The sequence below is a fragment of the Haladaptatus caseinilyticus genome, assembly GCF_026248685.1.
Classification (GTDB): Archaea; Halobacteriota; Halobacteria; order Halobacteriales; family Haladaptataceae; genus Haladaptatus; species Haladaptatus caseinilyticus.
This window is the reverse complement of the sequence record NZ_CP111036.1, coordinates 1591608-1608490: the sequence shown is the minus strand read 5'-3', so window position 1 is coordinate 1608490 and position 16883 is coordinate 1591608. Positions and strand designations below refer to the sequence as shown.

13 protein-coding genes are annotated in these 16883 nt (G+C 60.0%); 6 read left to right on the top strand and 7 right to left on the bottom strand.

The window, feature by feature from the left end:
• Nucleotides 1–49 precede the first annotated feature (49 nt).
• Nucleotides 50–952, bottom strand: a complete 903-nt coding sequence (locus OOF89_RS08775) for a PhzF family phenazine biosynthesis protein (protein WP_266075256.1) — start codon at nt 950–952, stop codon at nt 50–52.
• Between the two features lie 188 nt (nt 953–1140).
• Nucleotides 1141–2484 (bottom strand): chymotrypsin family serine protease, encoded by a 1344-nt coding sequence (locus OOF89_RS08770; RefSeq protein ID WP_266075254.1) that lies wholly within the window; start codon nt 2482–2484, stop codon nt 1141–1143.
• Between the two features lie 157 nt (nt 2485–2641).
• Between OOF89_RS08770 and OOF89_RS08765 the strand changes: the two genes are divergently transcribed.
• Entirely contained in the window at nt 2642–3352 is a 711-nt protein-coding gene (locus tag OOF89_RS08765; protein ID WP_266075252.1) for a phosphoribosyltransferase, read from the top strand.
• A gap of 61 nt (nt 3353–3413) precedes the next feature.
• Nucleotides 3414–4265: an S-methyl-5'-thioadenosine phosphorylase gene (gene mtnP, locus OOF89_RS08760; RefSeq protein ID WP_266075250.1), complete on the top strand. Its 852-nt coding sequence runs from the start codon at nt 3414–3416 to the stop codon at nt 4263–4265.
• 9 nt (nt 4266–4274) lie between these two features.
• Here the strand turns inward: mtnP and OOF89_RS08755 are convergent, their stop codons facing one another.
• Complete coding sequence (locus OOF89_RS08755) at nt 4275–5681, bottom strand: sugar porter family MFS transporter (protein WP_266075248.1); 1407 nt, start codon at nt 5679–5681, stop codon at nt 4275–4277.
• A 223-nt stretch (nt 5682–5904) separates the two neighbouring features.
• On the opposite strand from OOF89_RS08755, the gene OOF89_RS08750 reads away from it, so the two are divergent.
• Nucleotides 5905–6975, top strand: coding sequence for a pyridoxal-phosphate-dependent aminotransferase family protein (locus tag OOF89_RS08750; protein WP_266075246.1), 1071 nt, complete (start codon nt 5905–5907; stop codon nt 6973–6975).
• 19 nt (nt 6976–6994) lie between these two features.
• Here OOF89_RS08750 and OOF89_RS08745 read toward each other — a convergent pair whose 3' ends face one another.
• From OOF89_RS08745 to OOF89_RS08735, 3 genes are read right to left on the bottom strand one after another with little or no spacing between them, the layout of a single operon-like run.
• Nucleotides 6995–7906, bottom strand: coding sequence for a segregation/condensation protein A (locus OOF89_RS08745; RefSeq protein ID WP_266075244.1), 912 nt, complete (start codon nt 7904–7906; stop codon nt 6995–6997).
• Nucleotides 7899–11477, bottom strand: a complete 3579-nt coding sequence (gene smc / locus OOF89_RS08740) for a chromosome segregation protein SMC (protein ID WP_266075242.1) — start codon at nt 11475–11477, stop codon at nt 7899–7901. The genes OOF89_RS08745 and smc overlap by 8 nt, the downstream gene beginning before the upstream one ends.
• A gap of 26 nt (nt 11478–11503) precedes the next feature.
• Nucleotides 11504–11737, bottom strand: coding sequence for a DUF7518 family protein (locus OOF89_RS08735; RefSeq protein ID WP_266075240.1), 234 nt, complete (start codon nt 11735–11737; stop codon nt 11504–11506).
• 162 nt (nt 11738–11899) lie between these two features.
• Here OOF89_RS08735 and OOF89_RS08730 point away from each other — a divergent pair, with 162 nt between their 5' ends.
• The 3 genes from OOF89_RS08730 (at nt 11900) to OOF89_RS08720 (ending at nt 15286) form a co-directional block, all read left to right on the top strand.
• Complete coding sequence (locus OOF89_RS08730; protein ID WP_266075238.1) at nt 11900–12757, top strand: hypothetical protein; 858 nt, start codon at nt 11900–11902, stop codon at nt 12755–12757.
• A 60-nt stretch (nt 12758–12817) separates the two neighbouring features.
• A complete protein-coding gene (gene gatB, locus OOF89_RS08725; protein ID WP_266075236.1) occupies nt 12818–14335 on the top strand; it encodes an Asp-tRNA(Asn)/Glu-tRNA(Gln) amidotransferase subunit GatB in 1518 nt (505 codons plus the stop codon).
• Between the two features lie 243 nt (nt 14336–14578).
• Nucleotides 14579–15286 carry a lytic transglycosylase domain-containing protein gene (locus OOF89_RS08720; RefSeq protein WP_266075234.1) on the top strand — a complete coding sequence of 236 codons (708 nt, stop codon included), beginning with the start codon at nt 14579–14581 and terminating at the stop codon, nt 15284–15286.
• Nucleotides 15287–15336: 50 nt separating this feature from the next.
• On the opposite strand, the gene OOF89_RS08715 is transcribed toward OOF89_RS08720, so the two are convergent.
• Complete coding sequence (locus OOF89_RS08715; RefSeq protein ID WP_407661602.1) at nt 15337–16734, bottom strand: MATE family efflux transporter; 1398 nt, start codon at nt 16732–16734, stop codon at nt 15337–15339.
• Between the last annotated feature and the right edge of the window lie 149 nt (nt 16735–16883).

Sequence of the window (16883 nt, the reverse complement as noted above, 5' to 3'; positions counted from 1 at the left end):
TTTCGAACGGTCGCAAAAGCCGATCCCGCTTCGATCATCGAAGGGTACGTTACAGTTCGATGATACCGTCGTCCGCCGCTTCGGGGACGACCAACCGACCGTCGAATGCCGTCGTTGCCCGGCCACCGACCCGTACACCGTTTTCGCTTACACGCACGCGGACGAGGCCCGGCCGGTCAACGAAATGGCCCTGTTCGAGTCTGAGTTCCTCGGGAAATTCGTCGAACGCGTCCGTCTCACGCAGATACGCACCGACCGCCCCGCTGGCGGTTCCGGTGACGGGATCTTCCGGAATCCCCGCCAGCGGGGCGAACATCCGTCCGTGGAGTGTCGTTTCGAGACCGATTGCGTCGAACGTGAAGGCGTAGAGTCCGACCGCACCGACTTCTTCACACAGGGTTTCGACTGCGGACATCTCCGGTGCCGCCGCGCTCACGTGTTCGAGGAAGTTGATGGGTACCATCAGGAAGGGGAGTCCGGTCGAAGCCACCGCCATCGGAATATCCGCACCGACATCCTGCAGGGCAGCCGGGTCGATCCCCAGCACATCGCCCAGCCGGTCGTACTCCAGCTCGACCGTCTCGATTTCCAGGTCATCTTGGGTCATCCAGACGGTGCCGTCGTCCTCCACGTCGATATCCAGTACGCCGACGTTCGTTTCGAGGGTATGCGTTCCGGGCGAGATGACCCCGTCATCGAACAGATGGACGTGCGAGGCGATGGTCGCGTGCCCACAGAGGTCCACCTCCGTCGTCGGGGTAAAGTACCGAACCTTGCGGTCCGCGTCGTCGCTCTCGGAGAAAAACGCCGTCTCGCTGACGGAGAGTTCGCGGGCGATAGCTTGCATCTGGTCGTCGGTCAGGCCGTCGGCGTCCGGGACGACTCCCGCCGCGTTACCGGCCAGCGGTTCGTCGGTGAACGCATCCACGAGGAGGGTTCGAAGCGTTTGCATACCGGGTTCGTTTCTCGCGGTCGGGTTTAACTCCCGGGTCGAAGCGCGCGGGATCGGTCGATGGCGATGTGGTGATTCTTGCGACCCAGCGCCGTGTTTCATCATCCAACCTCGAACGCCGCGTTTCAGCGACCCATTTCGAATCGTATCGAATCACGCCGCGAACTGAAAAACCAGAATCTCACCGATTACTCGTTCAGAACGTATCCACCTTCGACGTTTACATCGAAGGAATCACCGACCGATTCGGGAATCGTAACCGTCACGCGCACGTTTCGGACGAACCGATTTCCGCGGACGTGTGTTTCGCTCAGTTCGAACGTCGTCCGGTCACCGTCCACTGCGAGCCACGCAGTTCCCTTGGCGCTCCCGGACACCCGTGCGGTCGCCGATGCCTGCTGCCCCGACGTGGGCGACCCGGCCACGGAAAACGACACCAGCGAGAGCTGTGGACTGCCCACCGCGACGGAAACGGTTTCGGATAGCGTCTCACGATAGGTGAACGAACCATCTTCTCCGCCGTCGTCATCGTCCCTATCTCCGTCGTCTCCACCGCTTCCACCGTCTCCGCCTTCGCCCGACTCCTCGGCCAGCAGTTCGACGCCCAACTCCGATTCGACGTTGGCGATCTTGTTGAAGATCGTCTGGCGCGACGACCCTGCAAAGAGCAGACCGACGAGTTCACCGGACGAATCGAGGAAGACGGGCGACCCGCTATCGCCGCCTTTCGACATCGCACCCGCGATGCACTGGTCGCGGAGCGTCAGCGTCCCGGCGTCGCCGAACTTCACCCGGACGCTCGCACTGGTCGCCTTGACCTGACTCCGTGTGACCCCGGTCGTTCGTCCGGTTTTCGCGACCGTCTTTCCCTTCATCGAGCGATAGTCCTCGCGTCGAACGGTCGTGGGCCACGAATCGTCCAGTTCGTGGTACTCCGCCGAGTCCTGTTCCGGGTCGGCCGACCGGGCCGACACGTCAACCACCGCGCCGTCCTCGACGGTGACGTAGCCGAGCAGTTCGCCGGTCTTGTCGTCCGGGAGGCCCCCGCCGTCTCGCGGGGACGGTTGGACGATCGGTTCGCCGAACTCGGCGTCGTTGATTCGAGCGTAAACGTGGTTGTTCGAGAGCCGAACGAGGTCGCCCTCGGAAACGTCGGCGCTCCAGTTCGCCGTTTTCGTGTCCGTCACGCGGGCCGGATACGGTCCGGCGGTGGCCGCCGTCTCCTTCGCGTTTATTTCGCTGACACCAGCGACCACCGGACGGTGCCGGTCGTGACGGTTCGCCTGTGCTTCGGGGACGGGTTCGGCGTGCGAGAGCGCGTCGAACCCGTCGCGCTCCTCGTCGAACCCCGCGTCTTCGACCTCGAGGTTGACGTCGGTGACGCGCTTTTTTACGTTGTCCTCGTCGGCGAGTTCGCTGTCCGGAAGCTTTTGGGAGACGAAAACGGTGAGTGTGTTCGTCTCGTCGTCGTATTCGACGCCAAGGACGTTTTTGCAATCGAGAAGGTCTTCGAAGTCTTCAGTATGAGTCATGGCAGTCAGAGGGGGTGTTGTTTCACGGTCCGATACAGTAATAATAATACGAGAGCGGTAATAGCGTTGGTGGCCAGCATCGGCAGGAGGCAGTTTCGAAGCGGTTGAAACGCACCTGTAAACCGTTAAGTGGCACGCGCCGCGACTCTCGGGTAGAATGAGCGACCTGCCGGACGACTTCAAATGCACGATTACCAACTGGGACTACATCTACGGTCTCTGTCGCGACGTGAGCGAGCAGGTGAAAGTCTCCGACTTCGAACCGGACGTTATCGTCGCGCTCGCCCGCGGCGGTTGGTTCGCCGGACGGTGCATCTGTGACTTCCTCGGCCTGGACGACCTGACGAGCCTCAAGATGGAACATTACGTCGGGACGGCCCAGAAAACGGGGGAGCCCGAAGTCCGCTATCCGATGCCGGAAGGAAGCGTCGAGGGCAAAGACGTGCTCATCATCGACGACATCGCGGACACCGGAGGTTCCATCAAACACGCCGAGGAGTACGTGACTGACCGGGACGCCGGTGAAGTCAGGACGGCAACGCTACAACTGCTACAGACCAGCGAGTTCGAACCAGATTACGTCGGCGAGCAGCTCGAAGAGTGGGCCTGGATCGTCTATCCGTGGAACTTCATCGAGGACATGATAGACATCACCAGCGGTGCGCTGGACAGGGCGGACGAGGACGTGTTCTCGAAGGACGACGTTCGCCACTACCTCAGCGAATACCACGACGTCGAACGTATCCAGATGGAAATCGCGCAGCCTGATCGACTGGACGAGGTGCTCACGGAGATGGTTCGGCGCGGTCTGCTGTCGCGCAAAGACGGCGAATGGCGACTGCTGGAGAAAGCGACTGGCGGACAGTAGATGGTTCGAACGACGGGACGAACCCGCATCGTTTAGGTGACTCCCGAATCGATTTTTTCGTATGATCGGTTTCATCGGCGGAAGCGGCATCTACGAAGCACTCCCACTCGAAAATACCCGCGAAAAAGAAGTAACGACGCCGTTCGGCGAACCGAGCGCGCCGGTCACTATCGGCGAAATCGCCGGAAAGGAAGTCGCGTTTCTGCCCCGGCACGGCCCGAAACACCAGCGAACGCCCACGGAAGCACCGTATCGGGCGAACATCTACGCCTTGAAAGAACTCGGCGTTGAACGGATCCTGGCCAGCAACGCAGTCGGCAGCCTGCGCGAGGAACTGCCGCCACAGACCCTCGTGATTCCCGATCAGATTTTCGACCGGACGAAACACCGGACGCCGACGTTCTTCGGCAGCGGGATGGTCGTTCACATGCCCTTCGCGGACCCGTACTGCCCACACATGGTCGAACACCTCTCGGAATCGAGCGACGAAGCGACCGATGCGGACCACCACTCGGGTGGAACCTACGTCTGCATCGAGGGACCCCAGTACTCGACGCGTGCGGAGAGCGAGTTCTACCGCGACCAAGGCTTCGAGATCATCGGTATGACGGCGATTCCGGAGGCAAAACTCGCCCGCGAAGCGGAGATGTGCTACGCAACGGTGGCTGGCGTCACCGACTACGACGTGTGGAAATCGGACAGCGAAGTCACGTTGGAGGAAGTGCTCGAAAACGCCGCGGAGAACGAGGATGCCATCAAGGAAGTCGTCGAGCACGCGATTCGGGAGCTACCGGACGAGCGCGACTGTGACTGTGGCAACGCTCTGGAAGGCACCATCAACACCCCGACGGAAGCGATTCCGGAAGAGAAGCGTGAGGAAGTCGAACTGCTCGCCGGACAGTACCTCGACTGAACCAACGCGTCAGTTCGCGTCTTCGACCGTTTCCGCAGTCGCATCGGAATACGCGCCGCTCGATCCGTCGCGGAGGTCCGCCTCGATGGCTTCGAGCGAGCGACCCTTCGTCTCCGGTACTTTCGTGTAGACGAACAGCAACGCGAGGACGCTCAGTCCGGCGTAGAGGCCGAACGTTCCCGACTGGCCGACTGCACCGACGAGCGAAAGGAACGTGAAGGAAACGGCGAGATTCGACGCCCAGTTCGCCACAGTGACGACGCCCATCGCCGAGCCACGGACCTGCAAGGGGTAAATTTCGGAGATGAGCAACCAGAACACCGGTCCCATCCCGATGGCGAAAAAGCCGACGTAGAGCATCAAACTCCCGACCGCGACCCAACCGACGAGTCCGGAGAGGCCGGGAAGGACGAACGCCGCCGCGAGGCCGGTGAGTGCGAGCGTCATCCCGGTCAGGCCGACGAGGAGGAGCGGTCGTCGTCCAACCCTGTCGATGAGTAGAACTGCCACGATGGTCATCGTGACGTTGACCAGACCGACGCCGACCGTAGCCAGAATCGACGCCGAAGCTTCGAAACCGGTCGATTCGAAAATCGTGGGCGCGTAGTAGATGACGGTGTTGATACCCGTAATCTGTTGAAGGACAGCGAGTCCGACACCAACCACGAGCGCGGGACGAACCCACGACTGAAGAAGGGTCGAAAGGCCGTCCTCCTCGACCTCTTCGGTACGGCGAATGTCACGGAGTTCGCGTTCGATTTGTTCGTCCGTTCGCGTTCGCGAGAGCACGGAGCGCGCGTCTTCGTTTCTCCCCCGTTCGATGAGCCAGCGCGGACTTTCCGGCATAAACAGCATACCGACGCCGAGGACCATCGCCGGAACGACGCCCGCACCGAGCATCCACCGCCACCCGCCCGGTCCCGCGAAAGCGTAGTTGACGAGGTACGCGAGCAGGATGCCGGTCGTTACGGCGAGTTGGTTGAGAGAGACGAGCGAGCCGCGAATCTTCGGCGGCGCGATCTCCGAGATGTACAGCGGGCCAGCCATCGACGCGACGCCGATCGCCACGCCGACGACGAATCTTCCCGCGACGAGCCACGGGACATTCGGTGCGAGACCCATCAGTAATGATCCGACGAAGAAAACGCCCGCACCGGTAATCATGAGTCGTCTGCGACCCAATCTGTCGGCGAGTCGGCCACCGACCGCAGCCCCCAGAATCGCGCCGACGAGCGTCGCGCTGACGACGACTTCCTGCATGGCCGGTGAGAGCTCGAAAGTGCGTTTGATGTACAAGAGCGCTCCCGAGATGACGCCCGTATCGAAGCCGAACAACAACCCGTTCAATGCGGCGATAGTGGCGGTGATGTAGACGAACCGGTTCGTATTCGTGTTCGAATCCGTGCTAGTTTCCAACTGTATAGCCTCCGGACTAGATTCAACACGACCAAACGCAACATTCCTTCGGTTCAAACCCATTAATATCGACTATTATTATAGAATACTCCAAACAAATCCCGGGCAGGTCGATTTTAGATGGTGTGGTTCGAAGCCGTGGCAAACACGCACGGTACGAAGCCTCCATAGCATCGAATCCACCACAGGGGGATTTTTAGCCGAAGTCCGACCAAGAACAACCATGAACGACGGAACGTTGACGATGACGCCGGGACCGACCGCGGTTCCGGACGACGTTCGGGAGGCGATGGCGCGCCCACCGATGAACCCGGACGTGGACCCTGATTTCGCATCGTACTACGAAACCCTATTGGATAAGCTGGCGAGGATATACGAAACCGACGACGAGATGGTCGTTCTCGGTGGCGAGGGAATTTTGGGACTGGAGGCCGCCGTCACCTCGCTGGTCGCTCCCGGTGACGACGTGCTTTGCCTCGGAAACGGACTGTACGGCGACGGATTCTCGGACTTCGTGGAGATGGCGGGCGGAAATCCGGTTTCGCACAGCATCGACTACACCGACGGGTTCGACCCCGACGAAATCGCATCACTTGTCGCCAAAAACGAGTTCACCGCCGCAACGATGGTTCACTGTGAGACACCGACTGGACTGCTGAACGATTTCGACGGGATTTTGCCGACGTTACAGGAGGCGGGCGTCCTGACTATCGTGGACGCGGTGTCGTCGCTCGGCGGAACGTCGGTTCCAGTCGAACACATCGACGTCTGTCTCGGTGGGTCCCAGAAATGTTTCAGTTCGCCGCCCGGCCTGACGACCATCTCGGTGAGCGACTCGGCGTGGGAGAAAGTCGAGACCACCGAACAGCACTCGTTTTACACCAGCCTCGAACCGTGGCACGACCCCGATTTCTCCTTTCTCCCATACACCCACCTCGTCTCGAATTTGTACGCGTTGGAGGCCTCGATTGACCGAATTCTGGACGAGGGGCTGACGTCGGTTTTCGCTCGCCACGAGGACGCCGCGGAATTCTGTCGCAGGCGAGGGAACGAGTTGGGACTGGGCTCGTTCCCCGAAACCGAGTCGCTCTGCTCACCGACGGTCACTGCCTTCGAAATCGAAGGGAGTGCAACGACACTCCAACGACGACTTCAAGACGACCACGACGTTCTCGTCGCGACTGGACTCGGCGAGATGGCGGACGACATTCTTCGCGTCGGGCACATGGGCTACAACGCTCGGGAGTCGCGGGTCGAAAGAACGATGGACGCGCTCGAATCGGCGCTCGGGTAACCGATATTCGACTACGCGGTCAATCCGCGAGCAGTTCCGGCGGTTGCTCTTCTTCCGCATCGCGAGCGTCCTGCACCCAGAGGTCACCGAAGAGGTCGTCCTGGTCGAGCGTGAGAAAACTGCGATGAGCGAGAAACAGCAGTGCGAGATAGGTTTCGACCCTGCTGGGGCCGACACCCTCGATTTCGGCGTAGAGCACTTCCGTTCTCCCTGCTTCATACTGTGTAACGAGTGCCGATTGCACGTCGTCGATGACCGCCTCGATGTCTTCGTCGTGAGTCGTGCCGGTCACCTCCGATTCGGTCGGTTCGTCGTCGAATCGCATGTCGTCACCCGAGTGGTAGTCCAAGGTTTGTGTTCCCCGGCGGAACCCCTGCGGGGAGTCGCTGGTGTCGTAGGTTCGCGATTCCTTCCACCACGACCCGCGCTCGCGTTCACGCAGGTCACGGACGAGTTCGTCCAACGTTTCGGGATTACCACGAGCGTGTTTCCGGTCGAGTCGGCGTTCCATCTCGTCTTCGAGCGACGCGACGGGGTCGAACCCGCCGTCGTCCATGGAGGCGTCCATCGCCATGGGTGCTTCCCACGGGTCGAGTTCCTCCTCCTCGGGTTCGTCGTCGGCGAGCAATGCGTCGCTTTTCATCCGGAGGAGAACGCTGGCGTAAAAGAGCGCCCGCCCCGACGTTCGAAGGTCGGCCTCGTCCAGGCGTGCGAGGAACTTGTCCGTTACGTCAACGATGTCGATGTCCCACGGTTCGATTTCGCCGTCCTCGGCGAGCTGAACGAGCAGTTCGACGGGTTCGTCTTCGTCGTCGTCCGCCGTGTGTTCGTCGGGGACAAGTGCATCCACGTCCTCTCGACCGTCGCTCGCTCGCCCACGCTTGCGTTCGTCGTGACCCGCGATATCGAGGGGAATGTCGCCGTCAGTCATCGGCGGGCACCTCCTGTTCACCGTCCAGTCGGATACCGGTGACACTACTCACGTTGTTGCCCTGCATCGTCACGCCGATCGCGCGCTCGGACCGTTCGAGCATCGCGGAGCGATGCGAGACGACGACGAACTGGGCATCCCCCGCGAGTTCGTCGACCATCTCGCCGACGCGCTCGGCGTTGACAGCGTCGAGGAAGGCGTCAACCTCGTCCAGCGCGTAGAACGGTGCGGGATTGTATCGCTGGATGGCAAAGATAAACGCGAGCGCGGTGAGCGACTTCTCGCCGCCGCTCATCGCGTCGAGTCGCTGCACCGGCTTGTCGCCGGGTTGGGCCTTCATCGTCAGGCCGCCATCGAACGGGTCGTCCTCGTTTTCGAGAAACAGTTCACCCGACCCGGCCGAGAGGCGGGTGAAGATATCTCGGAACTGGGAGTCGATGGCATCGAACGCCTCCATGAACGTCTCCTTCTTCTGTGATTCGTAGGAATCGATTCGTTCGCGGATGCCATCTCGTTCCTCGACGAGCGTCGCCTTGCGTTCCTTCAAGTCGTCCAGCTCGTTTTCGACCTCGTCGTACTCGTCGATGGCGAGCATGTTGACTGGTTCGAGCGCCTCCATTTGGCGTTCGAGACGGTCGATGTTGGTTCGGACTTCGTCGTGGTCGGGAACGTCCTCGGGGTCGTACTCGCCGACCTCCTCACGGAGTTCGGCCACGTCCTCTTCGAGACGATTCGCGCTTCGCTTGAGGCTTCCGAGCCGATTCTCGACCGCTTCGACCTGCGATTGTTGTTCGTCCCGTTTCCGTTTCGCTTGGCCGAGTTCCTCCTTCAGGTCGGAACGTTCCTCCTTGAGTTCGGCGAGTTCATCTTCGAGTTCGGAGACCGCCGCTCGCTTCGCTTCGAGCGTCTCCTCGCGGTCCTCGATGTTCGATTCGAACTCCTCGATGCGCTCTTCCTGTTCAGCCTTGCGATTCTGTGCGGATTCGATATCGTCGTGCAGGTCGTCGATGGCGTCTTCGGCGTACTGCTTTTCCAGTTGCAGTTCGTTCAATCTGCCATCCAAGGAGTCCATTCGATCCGTTAGCTCGTCGATTTCGGCCTCGATTTCGTCGGCCTTGCTCGACAATTCGGGTATCTTCGAGTCCGCGAGTTCGGATTCGAGGTCCGCGATGTCGTCCTCGATGTCCGCAATCGTCCCCTCGTGGGACGAGATCTCTCCTTCGAGTTCCTGCATCCGGTCGTTCACCGACTCGCGTTCTTCCTGTACGTCTTCGATTTCGTCCTGGAGCGACTCGATGGTCTCCTCGATGGATTCGAGTTCGTCCTCCTTTCGTTCGATGTCGGTCTCGATAGCGCGGACTTGGTCGGTCGCGTCGGTCTGTCGGTCGCGAGCGTCGTCCAGCCTGTCTTCGACGCCGTGGATGGACTCTCGAATCGACTGGCGTTCTTCTTCCAGCTCGTTGATTTGGCGGGCGACGCGTTCCAGTTGACCCTTTCCGGACGCGGAAAACGAATAGCGCGAGCCACTGGTCGAACCACCGGTCATCGCGCCGCTCTTTTCGACCAGTTCACCCGACAGCGTGACGAGGCGGAAGTCGCCCATCAGTTCGCGGGCGGTTTCCATGTCCTCCACGACCAAGGTGTCGCCGACGACGTAGGAGAACACGCCGGAATACTCCGAATCGAAGTCGATGAGGTTGTACGCGAAATCGACCACACCGGGCATGTCGGGAACCGACGGCAGTCGTCGGTCACGCATCTTCGTAATCGGGAGGAACGTCGCACGGCCCGCGTTTCGGTTCTTCAAGTATTCGATACAGCGCTGACCGACGCCGTCATCGTCCACGACGACCTGCGACATCCGGCCACCGGCCGCAGTCTCACAGGCGGTGGCATACTGCTGTCCGACGCTTCCGAGTTGGGCAATCGTCCCGTGAACACCGTCGAGACCACCGTTCAGGATGGTCGAAACGGCACGTCCGTACGAGGAGTCGCCGCTTTCTTCGGCGCGGGCGTCGAGTTTGGCGTAGTCTTGCTGTTTCGACTGTAACTCGTTTTCGACCGAGTCGAGGTCGGATTGGAGTTCACGTTTTTCGGCCTTCAAATCGGCGACCACGTCGCCGATTTGCTCGGCGTTCCGTTCGGCTTTCAGCAGTTCGTCGGCGAGATCGTCCAGTTCGGTTTCGATCTGCGGGATTCGTTCGCGGGACGAATCGAGTTCGTTCTGTTTTTGATTTACCGCATCGGAGCGCCGCCGAGCCTCGTCCAACAGCCGGTCTTTCTCGCGCTGGAGTTCGTTTTTCTCACTCCTTTCGTCCTCGAGGGCGTCCTTCTTCTCGGCGAGGTCGGATTTCACCTCGTCGTACTCGGTATCGACGTTCTCGATTTCTTCCTCGATTTCGGCGAGTTTCGCTTCCTTCGTGCCGATTTCGCCTTTCACCGAGGCTTTCTCGATTTTGATGTCGCGGATGTCGCCGTCCAAATCGTCCACCGTCTCTTGCTTGCGGTCGATTTCGACGAACGCCTGTCGCCGATTGTTTTCGGCGTCCTGAATCTTCTCCTCGGCGGATTCGATCTTGTCTTCGAGCCGCGAAATCTCGCCCTTGACCTCCTCGATTTCGCTTTTGATGGCGAGTTGTTCGTCCTCGCCTTTGCGCTCGATTTCCGTATTGAGTTCCTCTAACTGATCTTCGAGTCGGACGACTTTGCCCTCTCTCTCGTCCAGTTCGCGCTGGAGGGAGACAAGCTCCTCCTTGCGGTCCTCGATATCGTCGCGAGTCGCATCGAGGTCCGCCCGTTTCTCCTCGAGTTCCGCGGCTTTCAGGTAGCCCTCGTACTCCTCTTTTTCCTCGCGGAGGCCTTTGTATTCGAGTGCCGTTTCGCGTTCGTCACGCAGTTGATCGAGTCGGTCTTCTTTCTCCTCGATTCTGAGTTCGGCCTCCTCGACGCGGTCCTTGACGACCTCGAGTTCCTCCAACGCGGCGTCCTTTTTCGCGTCGAACTCCGCGACACCGGCGATTTCGTCGATGATTTCGCGGCGCTCGAACGGCGTCATGTTGATGATGCCAGTTACATCGCCTTGCATGACGACGTTGTATCCTTCCGGCGTCACACCGGCCTGTGCGAGCAGGTCCTGAATGTCGGAGAGGTTGACCGACCGTCCGTTCAGGTAGTAGTACGAGTAGTAGTTGTCCTCGGTCTGTTTTACCCTGCGCTTGATGGTGATTTCGTTGGTGTCACCGACATTGTCCGTCCCGGCGGCGTTGACGACCTGTGTTCGGTCGAGGGTTCCGTCCGAATTGTCCAGAACGACCTCGACGGAGGCTTCGAGCGGGCCGTTTTTCGTGCCCTCGCCCTCGTCGTAGCCGGGATTGTAAATCAGATCGGTGAGTTTCTCGGCACGGATGCCTCTCGTTCTGGCGAGTCCGAGCGCGAAAAGGATGCTGTCGATGATGTTGCTCTTTCCGGACCCGTTCGGGCCGGTAACCACGGTGAAATCCTCGTAAAACGGGATTTCGGTCTTCCGGCCGAAGCTCTTGAATTTGTCGAGGACGAGCTTTTTGATGTGCATGGGTTGCTCGTGGAAGAGGGTACTCCCTACGCCACGATGATGTCGTCGCCCAGTTCGGACGTACCCTCGTCGGTATCGTCTGTTTCGTCCTTAGACTCCTCGGTTTTAGCCTCTTCGACCTCGTTCGATTCCTGTTCGGCCTCCAATTCGCGGAGTCGCTGATTGGCGTCCACGAGCTCCTCGGTCAGTCCACGAATCGTCGCGTCGAGTTCTTCCACCCGCGACTCCAGGTTGGCGATTCGGTCGCGCTGGCTAGTCATATCACGTATGCGTTACGGTTTCCCCATAAATGTGCGTCAGACATGCGGCAGACGGCGAGTCGATACCGGACGAAATGTGCCAAATATCAACAGTTACCGACGGAAGGGAAGAGATGAAAAAGACGTGACGTCAATCCATTTCATCCAGTACTCTCACGCTCCGTGGATTTCGAACCACGAAGTCGGGCGTCCACCTTCTGGGACGCGGGAAGCGAGATGCGAACCATAGAACGTCACGGCGACGAATCGGCCGTCGCCGGTACCTACGGCAACCTCCTGACACTCGTTTTGGACTGGTACGACGCCCGCTTCGATATCGACTTCTGGAACGGGGAACTGACGACGCCGGACATCAACGAACCACAGGCTGAAGACCAGGAGATTGTTGGGATCGACCGACGAGATTCGAATCCGAAGCGAGTTCGAGTTCGGGATTCAGGACTCGAATTAACACTGAAAACAGATACACAAAACATATTATCACTGACGATTCGAAACGAACGAGAGATGGAGAGAGACGACTGGACACGTCGTTCGACCCTTCGGTACTGCGGTTTAGGAATCGCCGGACTCGGTGGGTGTGTGTCGGGGCAGCGCGACTCGAGAAGCACACCGGGCAACGAATCGGCCACGACGACGAGTGGGACAGCGACGAAAACGACGGAAAGTAGTCCTGCAACGAAAGCGGAAAAACCGGCGGGGTCGTCCGACACACACCCGGTTTTGCTGGCGATCAGCAGCTATGCGAGCAGCGATCAAACGGCGACGATTACGGTGACGAATGGAGATTCGCCCGTGCTGGACGAAACCGTCACCGTCCCCGTCAACGACGCAGTCACGTTCGAGGATGCGCTGGCCGTTCCGAACGAGGGGTCCGTGTCGTACGAAATCAGCGTCTCGATACGAGACGGAGCGAGGACGACGAAAGCGTTCACGATCAAGAGCAGTCACGACATCCACGCGATTTCGGCGGTTATCATGTCCGCGGACACCATCCGGTGGGGAACGAGCGGCCACTGAACCGCCGCGCTTCGACCCATCCCGTAGGATTTTAACACGTACCGAACCAACCAGTGAGCAATGACTGCTCAGGCTGTCCAGGAGGGCGAACACGTGGCCGTCATCGGCCTCGAAATCCACGTCCAACTGGAGACGGACACGAAGATCTTCTGCGGCTGCTCGACGGATCAAGACGACCCCGAACCCAACACCTACACCTGTCCGGTCTGTCTCGGGCTACCGGGCGCACTCCCGGTGTTGAACGAGTCGGCCGTCGAGTTCGCGGTGAAGGTCGGCAAAGCCATCGACGCCGACATCCCGGAAGAGACGCGGTTTCACCGGAAAAACTACTTCTATCCCGACCTGCCGAAGGGGTTTCAAATCACCCAGTACGACGCCCCCATTTGCCAGAACGGGAAACTGGAGTTCCGACACAAGGGCGAGACCCGAATCGTCGGCATCCACCGCGCCCACCTCGAAGAGGACCCCGGCAGTCTCCGTCACGTCCGCGACGGGAGCGGGAACATCGACACACGAACGACCGGCATCGACCGAGCGGACTACACGCTGGTCAACTACAACCGCGCCGGAACGCCGTTGATGGAAATCGTCACCGATCCTGACTTCCGGAAACCCGGCGAGGCAGTCGCCTTCCTCGAAAAGCTGGAGGAGGTGCTCGAATATCTCGGCATCTTCGACTCGACGCGAGACGGCAGTCTCCGTGTGGACGCGAACCTCTCGCTCGTTCCCGCAGAGGACGTAAACGAGGACGGTTCCATTTCGAACGAGGTGCTGACGGACGCGAACCGGACTGAAGTGAAAAACATCTCCAGTCACAAGGGTGCCGAGAGCGCACTCGCCTACGAGGAGAGCCGTCAGCGAAACCTCCTCCGGCGCGGTAAGGCAGTCGAACAGGAGACGCGCCACTTCAACGAAACCCACGGTTCGACCGTTTCGATGCGGTCGAAGGAGGAGGAGAAGGACTACCGTTACTTCGCCGAAGCCGACCTTCCGCCCCTTCGAGTGAGCGACTGGAAGCAGAAACTCGAAATCCCGGAATTGCCGGACGCCCGTCGGGAACGGTTCCGCGAGGAGTACGACCTGAGCAAGGAGGCCGCGAGCAAACTCACCTCCAGCAAGCAGGTGGCTGACTTCTACGAAGAGGTGGCCGAGGAGTTCGACCCGGACCTCGCCGCCGCATGGGTCGCCGACAGCCTCCTCGGCGAACTCAACTACCGCGACATGGAAATCACGGACGTCGAAGACAGGTTGGGCGAGTTCAAAACGCTCATCCGACTCGTCGCCGAGGACGAGATTACGGCGAAGAACGCGGAAGAGACCGTTCTCCGCGAGATGCTGGACGAGGGCGACGACCCGAAGACCGTCATCGACCGCGAGGGACTCGGCAAGGCCGATTCGGGCGAAGTCGAACAGGCAGTCGAGGAAGCCATCGAGGAAAACCCGGACACGGTGGAGGACTACCACGCCGGAGAGGGTGGTGCCATCAACTTCCTCGTCGGTCAAGTCATGCAGAAAACCGGCGGCAGTGCCGACCCAGGGTCCGTGAACGGCATGCTCCGCGAACGACTGGACGAGTAATCAGCGTTGCCTGAGGAGGACGGTACCCCGCACTACGAACCGATCGAGAAATCGTGATGTTTCTGTTTCGCGCTCGCATCTGATTGCGATCCCGACCGATAGACGCAGAAATGATGGTTTTCCACTCATGAGGAGTACATTCGAGTTTTTGACAGACATTGAACCGTCAGTGGTCGTGACCGAGATATTACTACAGTTCTAGAAAAGATATATTAACTAATAAATTAGTGGAACAGATGTACCATGCCATCAAGACGAGACATGCTCAAAAAACTCGGTGCAACAGGAACGACAGCGATTGTCGCCTCCGGACTATCGGGCTCCGCCGCCGCCGCGGGTGCCATCCCGTCACATTACCTCGACCAGTATCAGGCGACCGGGGCCAACTACGGTATTGACTGGACGTATCTCGCGGGCGTCGGCTGGATAGAAACCCAGCACGGTCAGTACGAACCGGGATGTGACGAATCGTCGGCAGGCGCACGCGGCCCGATGCAGTTCATGCCCTCGACGTGGGATTATTACGGCCTCGACGGCGACGGTGACGGCTATGCGAACATCTGTGACTATCAGGACGCGATTCCGGCCGCAGCCTACTATCTCACCGACAACGGCGCACCCGAGGATTGGGACGACGCACTGTACGCGTACAACCATAGCTGGTCGTACGTCAACGACGTGAAGGCTGCTGCTGCGGACTATCGCAGCCAGTACGGCGGTGGCGGCGGTGGTGGGTTCGTCGACGGTGACCGAGTCACGCCAACGGCCAATCTGAACACGCGCGAACAACCCGGTACCGACCAACCCATCGTGGCCACGATTTCGCCCGGAGAGGTCGGCGAAATCATGAACGGGCCGACGGACAAAGACGGATACACGTGGTGGGGCGTCCACTGGCTCGATCGAAACGTGTGGGGCTGGTCGGTCGAACGGTACCTCACCAACGCATAGACGACCGGCTTACCGTACTGTTTTACGCGTCGAGACTCGCCGTTTCGCAGTCAGTCCGCAGTTGCCTGCCTTTGTTCTTCTTCCAACACGCCCTGTCGCCAGTGGCCGAGGCTGAACCAGAGGACACCCACGACGAACGACCCGAGAGCCGAAATCGACCACGCCCACCACAGACCACCGACTCCCCACGTCATCCCCGAAAGGGCTATCGGACCGAACTGGAGCGTCCACCCGTAAGCGAGCAACAGCGCGACAGGTATCCTGAGCACCCATCGCGAGAGGAACGAAAGCGCCATCGCGACACGGGTATCCCCAGCACCGCGGAATCCACCCTGAATTACCATCAGCCCGCCAAAGAACGACAGAAACGGTCCGATAATCCGAAGGAAGCTGATTCCTTCTTCGACCACCGCAGGGTCGTTCGTGAACACGCGCATAGCGATACCAGGGAAGGCGACCATCAACCCACCCGCGGCAAAGAGGATACCCAACGTTCCGACGGTCGCTTTCCACGTTACTTCGGCGGCCCTGTCGGGCGATTTCGCGCCGAGATTTTGTCCAACGCCCGTCGCGGTGGCCTGTCCGACCGCGCCCGAAATCGTCCAAGAAACGGACATCAGTCGAACGCCGACGCCGTACGCGGCGGTCGGCACTGGACCAAATCTGGCGACAAGGGCCGCCATCGCCACGGCGGCAAAACTACGGGCGGCACCGTCGATAGTCGCGGGATAGCCGATACTGATGAGGCGTTTCAATACCGGCCAATCGGGTGTGAGGTCCTCGGGACGGAGCTGAATCCCCCAATTACCTCTGAGAAGCACGTACACGCCGACGATGGCCGCAAACACGCGGGCTATGAGTGTGGCGACCGCCGCCCCCTGCGTTCCCATACCGTCAATCGGTCCAAATCCGAGAATGAGAATCGGGTCCAAAACCACGTTCAGTCCCGCCGAGAGAACCATCAACCACATCGCGGTTCGGGTATCGCCCGCCCCGCGGAGCACGGCGCGAAAGACGAAAAAGAGGAACGTGAATGGGATAGAAAAAAACAGCACTTCGATGTACTGCAACGCCTGAACGTAGACCGCTCCCTCCGCACCGACGAGTGTGAGCAGTGGGTGACGAAAGGCGTACCCGACGGACGAAAGGGCGATACCGACGATTACCGTGAGGAGCGTCGTCTGTGCCACGACGTTGTCCGCGGCCCGGTCGTCGCCAGCGCCGATATGTTGCGAGACGAGGGCGACGGAACCGGCAGTCAGTCCCATCGCGAGCGAGACGAACAGCCACGAGGTCGGAAACATGAGCGAGACCGCGGCGACGGCGGCGGTGCCGACGCGACCGACCCAGAACATATCCGCGAGATTGTAGAACGTTTGGAGGAGATTCCCGACAACGAGCGGCCACGCCAGACTCGCCAGTTTCGGCGAAACGGACCCGGTGGTCATATCGACGCGACTCTCGGTTTGTCGGGACACGTGTTTCATCACATTAGTCGAATGAACTCTTAAACGCACGTGTTACGCCCGATCTCTGCCGGGTTTTGCGACGGGGTGTCGAGCTTTCGACACGCCCAGCGATGGCCACGTTATCCGGT

Coding starts and splice junctions, on each gene's coding strand:
- gatB (WP_266075236.1), top strand. CDS start 12,818: ATGACTGCTCAGGCTGTCCAGGAGGGCGAACACGTGGCCGTCATCGGC.
- OOF89_RS08775 (WP_266075256.1), bottom strand. CDS start 952: ATGCAAACGCTTCGAACCCTCCTCGTGGATGCGTTCACCGACGAACCG.
- OOF89_RS08745 (WP_266075244.1), bottom strand. CDS start 7,906: ATGACTGACGGCGACATTCCCCTCGATATCGCGGGTCACGACGAACGC.
- OOF89_RS08770 (WP_266075254.1), bottom strand. CDS start 2,484: ATGACTCATACTGAAGACTTCGAAGACCTTCTCGATTGCAAAAACGTC.
- OOF89_RS08720 (WP_266075234.1), top strand. CDS start 14,579: ATGCCATCAAGACGAGACATGCTCAAAAAACTCGGTGCAACAGGAACG.
- OOF89_RS08765 (WP_266075252.1), top strand. CDS start 2,642: ATGAGCGACCTGCCGGACGACTTCAAATGCACGATTACCAACTGGGAC.
- OOF89_RS08750 (WP_266075246.1), top strand. CDS start 5,905: ATGAACGACGGAACGTTGACGATGACGCCGGGACCGACCGCGGTTCCG.
- OOF89_RS08735 (WP_266075240.1), bottom strand. CDS start 11,737: ATGACTAGCCAGCGCGACCGAATCGCCAACCTGGAGTCGCGGGTGGAA.
- mtnP (WP_266075250.1), top strand. CDS start 3,414: ATGATCGGTTTCATCGGCGGAAGCGGCATCTACGAAGCACTCCCACTC.
- smc (WP_266075242.1), bottom strand. CDS start 11,477: ATGCACATCAAAAAGCTCGTCCTCGACAAATTCAAGAGCTTCGGCCGG.
- OOF89_RS08715 (WP_407661602.1), bottom strand. CDS start 16,734: ATGACCACCGGGTCCGTTTCGCCGAAACTGGCGAGTCTGGCGTGGCCG.